General features: G+C 71.4%; 9 protein-coding genes. 3 read left to right on the forward strand and 6 right to left on the reverse strand.

The window, feature by feature from the left end:
• Nucleotides 1–129: 129 nt before the first annotated feature.
• The 4 genes from mshC to ACFWP5_RS33700 all read right to left on the reverse strand — a co-directional run bounded on the left by mshC (nt 130) and on the right by ACFWP5_RS33700 (nt 3,589).
• Nucleotides 130–1,359, reverse strand: coding sequence for a cysteine--1-D-myo-inosityl 2-amino-2-deoxy-alpha-D-glucopyranoside ligase (mshC, locus tag ACFWP5_RS33685; RefSeq protein WP_384165277.1), 1,230 nt, complete (start codon nt 1,357–1,359; stop codon nt 130–132).
• Between the two features lie 95 nt (nt 1,360–1,454).
• The gene (locus ACFWP5_RS33690) at nt 1,455–2,273 is read right to left on the reverse strand and encodes an SCO1664 family protein (RefSeq protein ID WP_384165280.1); all 819 of its coding nucleotides are present in this window, start codon (nt 2,271–2,273) and stop codon (nt 1,455–1,457) included.
• A complete protein-coding gene (locus ACFWP5_RS33695) occupies nt 2,237–2,827 on the reverse strand; it encodes a DUF3090 domain-containing protein (protein WP_384165283.1) in 591 nt (196 codons plus the stop codon). The genes ACFWP5_RS33690 and ACFWP5_RS33695 overlap by 37 nt, the downstream gene beginning before the upstream one ends.
• 75 nt (nt 2,828–2,902) lie before the next feature.
• Nucleotides 2,903–3,589 carry a histidine phosphatase family protein gene (locus ACFWP5_RS33700; protein ID WP_384165286.1) on the reverse strand — a complete coding sequence of 229 codons (687 nt, stop codon included), beginning with the start codon at nt 3,587–3,589 and terminating at the stop codon, nt 2,903–2,905.
• Nucleotides 3,590–3,651: 62 nt separating this feature from the next.
• On the opposite strand from ACFWP5_RS33700, the gene corA reads away from it, so the two are divergent.
• Entirely contained in the window at nt 3,652–4,650 is a 999-nt protein-coding gene (gene corA, locus ACFWP5_RS33705) for a magnesium/cobalt transporter CorA (RefSeq protein ID WP_384165289.1), read from the forward strand.
• A 3-nt stretch (nt 4,651–4,653) separates the two neighbouring features.
• Here the strand turns inward: corA and ACFWP5_RS33710 are convergent, their stop codons facing one another.
• Nucleotides 4,654–5,442 (reverse strand): ferritin-like domain-containing protein, encoded by a 789-nt coding sequence (locus ACFWP5_RS33710; RefSeq protein ID WP_384165292.1) that lies wholly within the window; start codon nt 5,440–5,442, stop codon nt 4,654–4,656.
• Between the two features lie 236 nt (nt 5,443–5,678).
• Entirely contained in the window at nt 5,679–6,734 is a 1,056-nt protein-coding gene (locus ACFWP5_RS33715; RefSeq protein ID WP_384165295.1) for an LLM class F420-dependent oxidoreductase, read from the reverse strand.
• A gap of 186 nt (nt 6,735–6,920) precedes the next feature.
• Between ACFWP5_RS33715 and ACFWP5_RS33720 the strand changes: the two genes are divergently transcribed.
• Nucleotides 6,921–7,904, forward strand: coding sequence for an aldo/keto reductase (locus tag ACFWP5_RS33720; RefSeq protein ID WP_384165298.1), 984 nt, complete (start codon nt 6,921–6,923; stop codon nt 7,902–7,904).
• Nucleotides 7,901–9,195 (forward strand): helix-hairpin-helix domain-containing protein (locus ACFWP5_RS33725; RefSeq protein WP_384165301.1); only part of this gene is annotated, 1,295 nt, incomplete at its 3' end. The genes ACFWP5_RS33720 and ACFWP5_RS33725, both read left to right, overlap by 4 nt.

The following is a 9,195-nucleotide window of genomic DNA, read 5'->3' on the forward strand; positions in this document are numbered from 1 at the left end:
GGGCCCGTTTCGGGCGACCTCGGCGGGGGCCTCGTACTCGCCCGTGGTTTCTCCGGGGTTTGTTGATATTCATAGTTTAATGAGGGGGGGCCGCGTCCCCCCCCCCGCCTTCTCCGTGTTCGGCGACCGCTACAGGGCCACGCCCAACAGGGCGTCCACGGCACGGGACACGATGCCGGGGGCGCCCTCGTCGCTGCCGCCCCGGTCTCGCTGGAGAGCCGCCCAGCGGTCGACCGCGGCGAGCGCGGCCGGGGCGTCCAGGTCGTTCGCGAGGGCTTCGCGCATCTCCTCGACGAGGGTCACGGCGGAGGGACCGTCGGGCCGGGAGACAGCGGCACGCCAGCGCCCGAGCCGGGCGACCGCGTCCGCGAGCACCTGGTCGGTCCACTCCCAGTCGGAGCGGTAGTGGTGGGCGAGCAGGGCGAGCCGGATGGCGGCCGGGTCGACGCCCTCGCGGCGCAGAGCGGAGACGAAGACGAGGTTGCCCTTGGACTTCGACATCTTCTCGCCGTCGAGGCCGACCATGCCGGCGTGGACGTACGCCTTGGCCATGGGGAACTCGCCGGTCAGCACCTGGGCGTGCGAGGCGCCCATCTCGTGGTGCGGGAAGGCGAGGTCGGAGCCGCCGCCCTGGACATCGAAGCCCATGCCGAGGTGGTCCAGGGCGATGGCCACGCACTCGATGTGCCAGCCGGGACGGCCGCGGCCCAACGAGCCGCCGTCCCAGCTCGGTTCGCCCTCGCGGGCGGCCATCCAGAGCATCGGGTCGAGCGGGTTCTTCTTGCCCGGGCGGTCCGGGTCGCCGCCGCGCTCGGCGGACAGCAGTCGCATCGCGGCGGCGTCGAGGTTCGAGACCCTGCCGAAGTTGGGGTCGGACCCGACGGAGAAGTAGGTGTCGCCCTCGAGTTCGTAGGCGGCACCGGCGTCCCTGAGGCGTTCGACGAGCGGCACGATGCCGGGTATCGCCTCGACCGCGCCGATGTACTGCTTCGGGGGCAGCATGCGCAGCGCGGTCATGTCCTCGCGGAAGAGCGCGGTCTCCTTCTCGGCGAGGGCCACCCAGTCGATGTTGTCGCGTTCGGCGCGCTCCAGGAGCGGGTCGTCGACGTCGGTCACGTTCTGGACGTAGTGAACCTGCCGCTTGGTGTCGAGCCACACGCGCTGCACGAGGTCGAACGCGTTGTAGGTCGCCGCGTGCCCCATGTGGGTGGCGTCGTACGGCGTGATGCCGCATACGTAGATACGGGCGACGGGACCGGTGTCCGGGGTGACCAGACCGCCGGTCGCGGTGTCGTGGATCCGTAGGTCGCGGCCCTTGCCAGGCAGGGCGGGGACCTCAGAAGCGGGCCAGGCATACATGTCATGAGCCTAACCGGACGGATGTTCCGTATACGAACCGGACCAGGCCGTATGGCCGGTAAGGCGCTCTTGCACTGCCCCCGTCCCTCGTGCCGCTACACCGGCGGCCACGGAATGGCCGGCCACTCCCCGCTCGGCTCGGGATGCTTCCCGTCCGCGAGCAACGCGTCGACACGCGCGCGCGTGGCATCGAATTCCACGGCGGTGATCAGCTCGGCGAGCTTCGCGGCGAGCCCGCCACCGTCCCTCAGCGCCTCCCTGAGCCCCTGGAGGACCTCGACCGCCTCCGGAGTGAGCGGCTCGCCCGCCCAGCCCCACAGGAGGGTGCGCAGCTTGTTCTCGGCGTTGAAGGTGACACCGTGGTCGATGCCGTAAAGGCGTCCCTCGTCGGCGGGCAGCAGATGACCGCCCTTGCGGTCCGCGTTGTTGATGACGGCGTCGAGGACGGATAGCCGCCGCAGCCGCTCGTCGTCGGCGTGCACCAGGAGGGCGGTCTTCCCCTCGCCGACCTCGGCGAAGCCGATGGCCTTCCAGCCCGCGTCGGGCTCCTCGGCGTCGACCAGGGCGAGCAGTTCGGACTCGGCCGCCGTCTCGATCCACAGCTGGCACATGCCCTCGCCGTACGGCCCGTCGCGCAGCACGGTGGTCGGCACGAGGCCCCAACCGGTCGCCTCGGAGACCTCGTAGGCGGCGACCTCGCGCTGGGCGAGATTGCCGTCCGGGAAGTCCCACAGGGGCCGCTCCCCGGCGACGGGCTTGTAGACGCAGGACACCTCGCGGCCCTCGTACGTCACGGAGCAGAACAGCACCGCGTTCGAGGCCTCGCGGATGCGTCCGCGTACCTTCAGCTCACCCTTGGCGAGCAGCTCGGCCGTGGTCACGCTCCGCGGCGGTATCCGTTCTGGCGCGGACATACGTGTCCTTCCGGGTCGAGCGGGAGGCTGCACAGCGGGCAGGGCGGACGGCCGGCGTTGACGACGTCCAGGGCCCGCTTGGCGAAGGCGCGGGCCTGGGCTCCGGTGAGCCGGACCCGCAGCATCGGGGGTCCGTTCTCCTCGTCCTGGAGCAGTCGCTCCTCGGCCTCTGCGAGGTCCTCGTCGGTGTCGGCGTCGAGCTCGACGAGGGCCTGCGCCTCGACGATCATGCGCTGCTCCTCACCGTCCCAGGCGAGCGCCATGGTGCCGACGCGGAACTCCTCCTCGACGGGGGCCTCCAGCGGACGGGTGTCGGAGATCTCGGTGGGGGTGACGGCCGGGACGGCCGCGCTGCCGCCACTGCGCCGTACGACCTCGTCCAGAAGCTCTTCCATGCGCTCGGCGAGCGCGGCGACCTGCGTCTTCTCCAGGGCCACGCTGGTCACCCGAGGACCGGAGGCGGCCTGAAGGAAGAACGTACGGCGCCCGGGCAGTCCGACCGTGCCGGCTACGAAGCGGTCCGGCGGGTCGTAGAGGAACACCTGACGGGACACGTCCTGTCTCCATTGGAATCGACTGCTGACAAGTGCGGCGCTACTGCGACCGCTTCACCCTACTGCGGCCGACGATCACGGTGCGCCCGCGCCGCCCCCGACCGTGGCGTCGTCGCCCGAGGGCTCCTCGCGCGGCGCCAGGGACGCGAGATCACCGGTGTCCCCGAGCCGTACGAGATAGGGCCTGAGACGGGTGTAACGGATCGCGGTGATGGAACACGGTTCTACGGAGATCCGTTGAAAGAGGTCCAGATGAAGTCCGAGTGCGTCCGCGACAAGGGACTTGATGATGTCGCCGTGCGAGCACATGAGGTAGACCGCGTCGGCGCCGTGATCGCGCTCCACGCGCGCGTTCCACTCGCGTACGGCCTCGGCCGCGCGGGTCTGCATCGCCCGCATCGACTCGCCGCCGGGGAACGCCGCCGCCGAGGGATGCGTCTGGACGACCTCCATCAGGGGCTCGTCCATGAGCTCGGCGAGCTTGCGGCCGGACCAGTCGCCGTAGTGGCACTCCCCGATCCGCTCGTCGGTGTGCGTGCTCAGGTCGGGGCGGGCGTCGAGGAGGGGCTGGAGGGTCTCCTGGCAGCGTTGCAGCGGGCTGGTGACGACCTCGGCGATCGGCAGCGCGGCGAGCCGTCCGGGGAGCGCGGCGGCCTGGGCGTTGCCGCGCTCGTCGAGGGCGACACCGGGCGTCCAGCCGGCGAGCACTCCCCCGGTGTTGGCGGTCGAACGTCCGTGCCGGACAAGGATCAACGTGGGCATGCGGCCAAGGGTAGGCGCACGCCCGGGTGCGGCTTGGGCCGGACGGCGGGAGAATACGCACCGTGATCGTCGACTACGCCATCTACCGTGACGGACGCCGGACGGAGGGGCCCGGCGACTTCTCCGACGGCCTGGACCACTGCCGTCGTGTGGGCGACGCCTTTGTCTGGATCGGCCTCTACGAGCCCACGGAGAAGGAGTTCGACCGCGTCACCCAGGAGTTCGGGCTGCACCCGCTGGCCGTCGAGGACGCCCTGACCGCGCATCAGCGGCCCAAGCTGGAGGTCTACGACGACTCGCTGTTCGTGGTCCTCAAGCCGGTGGGGTACGAGGCCGACAGCGATGTGGTCACCTCCGGCGAGGTCATGGTCTTCGTGGGCGACTCCTTCGTGGTGACCGTCCGGCACGGCGAGGAGGCCCCGCTGGCGGCCGTACGGCACCGGCTGGAGGAGGAGCCGGAGATGCTGCGGCACGGGCCCACGGCGGTGCTGTACTCGATCGCGGACGCGGTGGTCGACCACTACGTGGACGTGGCGGGCGAGTTGCAGACCGACCTGGAGGAGCTGGAGGCGGCGGTGTTCTCACCGAGCGGCGGCGGCTCGCGGACCACGGCGTCGCGCATCTACGCCTTCAAGCGGCAGATCCTGGAGTTCCGCCGGGCCACCGGGCCGCTGGCGCAGCCGCTGGGCCGGCTCGCGGGCGCCGGTCTCGCCGGCGACCGGGTGCCGTTCGTGCACGACAAGGCACGGCCGTTCTTCCGGGACGTGAACGACCACCTGATGAAGGTCAACGAGTCCGTGGAAGGCCTGGACCGGCTGGTCTCGGACGTCCTGTCGGCGCACCTCGCGCAGACCAGCGTCCGGCAGAACGACGACATGCGGAAGATCTCCGGCTGGGCCGCCATGGCCGCGGTGCCCACGATGATCGCGGGCGTCTACGGCATGAACTTCGACCACATGCCCGAGCTGCACTGGCTGTGGGGGTACCCGGCGGTGATCCTGCTGATGGCCGCCCTGGAGGTGCTGCTGTACCGGACGTTCAAGCGGCGCGGCTGGCTGTAGGGCTTACGCGAACTCGGGGGCGGCGGTGGCCGGTCCGCCGAGCGCGTCGCGTCGTTCTGGCATCCGCAGGGACACCATCCGTCGCCAGCCGCCGAGCCGTTCGTACGCGTACACGGTGTGGATGCCCGCGGCGAGCGCGGCCGACTTGGCCCGCGGCCAGCCGAGGACGCGTCCCATGTGGGCCATCACCGCGAGGCTGACGTCCCGGTAGATCCGGATCTCCGCGAGCGCGCACTCCCGCAGCGTCCGCTGGATGGCGCGGCCGTGTCCGGCGGCCGCGAAGCGCAGCAACTCCTCGTGGCAGTAGGCGAGATGGTTGTCCTCGTCGTTCGAGATCATCCGTACGGCACGGCCGAGGTCGGAGTGGTCGGCGAAGTGCTTGCGCAGCAGGTCCATCTGCTCGGAGGCGCGCTGTTCGGTGACTCGGCTGTGCGCGAGGTAGGTGACGACGTCCTGGACGGTCAGTGCCGACTCGCCCTTGAGCTTCTCGTGCGCGAGACCGATGCCGTGCCGCTCCAGGAGCATCGTGTAGTCGGTGTCAGCGGGCACCTGGACGGGTTCGAGGCCACGCTTCTTCAGGAGGGCGTTGAAAATGCGCCCGTGTTTGTCCTCGTCGGCGCCGTGCCGGCTGATCTTGGGGGCGAGGTCGCGTTCGGCAGGCGGGACGAGCACGGCGATGCGCCCGTTCTCCCAGCCGCCCTGGGACTCGCCGCCGGCCGCGATGGAGCAGAACAGCCGGAACGACTCGTCGTTGTCGAGGATCTCCTGGAACAGGCTCTTGGCCGAGAGCATCTGAAGGCACCTCCGTGCAGGATTCCGCCACATTCCGCAAAGAACGAGTCAAATGCGGCGTCAGAGGTGCTGCAACAGCAGTGTCGGACAACTCCGCCAAAAGGAGGACTACGGATGTCCCGTCGGGGGCGTAACCGCACGGGCCGCCGCGCGTTGTTCCCCGTGACGGCCGTGGCGGGGAAGACCCCCCGAGCCCCCACCACGGCCGTAGAAAACTTCCGTACGACAGAGCCTCGTCACGCGAGACCCGCGCGCTCCAGTGCTTCGGTTCCGGCGCGGAGCGCGGCGATCCGCTCCTCCAGGGTCCAGCCCGCCGGGGCGAGCGTCAGGGTGGTGACACCGGCCGCCGCGTACTCCTTCATCCGGTCCGCGATGCGGTCCACGGAACCCAGCAGCGTCGTCTTGTCGATCAGGTCGTGCGGGATGGCCGCCGCGGCGCCCTCCTTGTCGCCGGCCAGGTACTTGTCCTGGATCTCGGCGGCCGCCGCCTCGAACCCCATGCGCCGGGCCTGCTTGTTGTAGAAGTTCTGCTGCCGGCTGCCCATGCCGCCGACGTACAGCGCGGTGTACGGCCGGAAGGTGTCGGCGAGCGTCGCCACGTCCTTGTCCTCGCCGAGGGCGAGCGGGACCGTCGGGACGATGTCGAAGCCTTCGAGGGTCTTGCCGGCCTTCTCGCGCCCGGCCCGCAGATGCCGGACGGCGGTGTCCTCCAGGTGCTCGGCGGAGGGGAAGATGAGCAGCGCGCCGTCGGCGATCTCGCCGGTCTGCTCCAGGTTCTTCGGACCGATCGCCGCGATGTACAGCGGGATGTGCTCACGCTCCGGGTGCACGGTCAGCTTCAGGGGCTTGCCCGGGCCGCCGGGCAGCGGCAGCGTCCAGTGCTCGCCGTCGTACGACAGCCGCTCTCGTGTCATCGCCTTCCGGACGATCTCGACGTACTCACGCGTGCGTGCCAGCGGCTTGTCGAACTTGACGCCGTACCAGCCCTCGGAGACCTGCGGGCCCGAGACGCCGAGGCCGAGGCGGAAGCGGCCGCCGGAGAGCGAGTCGAGGGTCGCGGCGGTCATCGCGGTCATCGCGGGCTGACGGGCCGGGATCTGGAAGATGGCCGAGCCGACGTCGATGCGCTCGGTCTGCGCGGCGACCCAGGTGAGCACGGTGGCGGCGTCGGAGCCGTAGGCCTCGGCGGCCCAGCACACCGAGTAGCCGAGCCGGTCGGCCTCCTGGGCCACGGCCAGATTGTCGCCGTCCATTCCGGCACCCCAGTAGCCGAGGTTGATCCCGAGCTGCATGGCAGACCCCTTACCCATCAGTAACGTCGCTGTTGTGCCGACCCTAGCGCGAGGTCGTCCGGGCGGACAGGACGGGTGCCGGTGAGTGATCACGGAGCGTGCCGTGGGACCGACTGTGGATCATCGTGGAAATCGGTTATCCACAGGCCACCACACCGCAGGTTCAGGCCAGTAATCTCGGCGTTCATGGAGCAGAGGCATCTCGGCCGTACCGGCCTTCGTGTGTCCCGGATCGGACTCGGCACCCTCACGTGGGGGCGCGACACCGACGAGCATGACGCCGCGGACCTCTTGAAGGCGTTCTGGGAGGCCGGCGGCACCCTCGTCGACACGGCGGACGTGTACGGCGACGGGGAGGCCGAGTATCTGCTCGGACAGCTCATAGAGGGGCTCGTGCCGCGCCGGGACCTGGTCATCTCGACGAAGGCGGGGAGCGTACCCGACCCCGACCGCCGCTTCGACGGCTCGCGCGGCCATCTGCTCGCCGCGCTGGACGCCTCGCTGGCCCGCCTCGGCACGGACTACGTCGACCTGTGGCACATCCACGGCTTCGACCCGTACACCCCGCTGGAGGAGACCCTCCAGGCCCTCGACCTGGCGGTCAGCAGTGGGCGGGCGCGCTATGCGGGTGTCTCCAACTACTGCGGCTGGCAGCTGGCCAAGGCGGCGACCTGGCAGCTGGCGGCGCCGGGCACGCGGACGCGGCTGGCGAGCACGCAGCTGGAGTACTCGCTGCTGCAGCGGGGTGTGGAGCGCGAGGTGCTGCCGGCCGCGCTCGACCTGGGCATCGGGCTGCTGCCCTCCTCGCCACTCGGGCGCGGGGTCCTCACCGGCAAGTACCGGCACGCGACCCCGGCGGACTCGCGCGGCGCCTCGGAGCACATGGCGCCGTTCGTCGCGCCGTACCTCGACGACACGGCGACCCGCATCGTGGACGCGGTGACCATCGCCGCGGACGGGCTCGCCGTGACACCCCTCCAGGTGGCCCTCGCCTGGGTCCGCGACCGGCCCGGGGTGGCCGCCCCGATCGTCGGCGCGCGCAACGCGCAGCAGCTCACGGCCGCATTGTCAGTGGAGGCGCTTAGTCTTCCTGACGAGATCTGCCGAGCGCTCGACGATGTGTCGGCGCCTCTGCACCGCTATCCCGATCACGACTGGAGCACGCTGTGAGCACGGACCCGGAGACCACGGAGACCTCGCCGTCCGAGGACACGGGCACGGACGCCGTGGAGGGCGCCGAAGGCACAGGTGAGGACGCGGCCGCGGAGAGCACCGCGGACACCGCGGAAGGTGCCGAGGGCACGGCCGCGGAGAACGCCGAGGGCACCGGTGAGGCCACGGCCGAGGTCGCCGCCGCCGAATTGTCCGAGGCCGCCGCCGAGTTGGTGGCCCAGCGGCTGGAGCGGGAGCGGATCGAGCGGCGGAAGGCGGAGAAGGCCGGGCCCATCGTGGCCGGGACCAAGCTCAGCGGGACGGCCGCCGATCTGCTCGCGGCCGTACGGGCCGTGGAGAGCGGCGAGAAGCCCGCGGCCACCCCCTTCGCCAAGCCGCAACCCGCCCCGCGCCGCGCCGCCGCCCCCGAAGCCGCGCCGCGGCCCCAGCCTGTGCCGACCGAGCCCGGCGCCCCCGCGACCGAGACCGTCGAGTCCGTACGGCGTGTGCTGGCCGAGGGCGGCGCGCCCGAGACGCTCGCGGCACAGGCCGCGGCGGCGCTCGGCGAGGGCGGGGACGACCAACTCCGCGAGGATCCCTGGCAGTTGCTGCGTGTCCCGGGTGTACGGCCCGAGCAGGCCGACGGGTTCGCGCGGGCGCTGCTCGGCGCCGAGTGCGCGCCGGACGACGAGCGGCGGGGCCGTGCGGTCATCGGCTGGCTGCTGGAGCAGGCGGCGCTGGCCGGTCATACGGCCCTGGAGGCGTCGGCGTTGACGGCCGCGCTGGCCAAGCAAGGGGTGCCCGACCCGGACGCGGCGGCGCAGGGCGCCATCGCGGAGGGCGAAGTGCTGGTCTTCCAGGACGCGTTGGACGAGCCCGCGGTCCCGGTGCAGCGTACGGACGAGTCGTCCGACGAGGACACGGAGGTCGAGGAGCGTCCGGTCCGGGTGCTGATCGGCCTGGAGCGGTACGCGCTCGCCGAGGAGAGCCTCGCCGACGGACTCGCCAAGCTGATCAACTCGGTGCCGAAGGAGGACGGTTCGGCGGCGGACTGGGAGCGGGCCGGTGCCGCCAAGGGCTCCACCGGCGAGCTGATCCGCGCGGTCGCGGGCCACGGCCTGGTCCTCCACACCGGTGGGGAGGCGTCCCTGGAGGAACCGGCGGCACTGCTCCGCGCGGCGGCGGGTTTCGGGCTGCGCGCCTGGGCCGCCGCCCACGGTCCGGTCGGGCGGGACCGGTTCGCCGCGTTGCTGGCGGGGTCGGCCGCAGCGGCCGGTAGCGCGTCCGGGGGGCCGGGAGATTCCACGTC

Source organism: Streptomyces sp. NPDC058469, assembly GCF_042721125.1.
GTDB lineage: Bacteria > Actinomycetota > Actinomycetes > Streptomycetales > Streptomycetaceae > Streptomyces.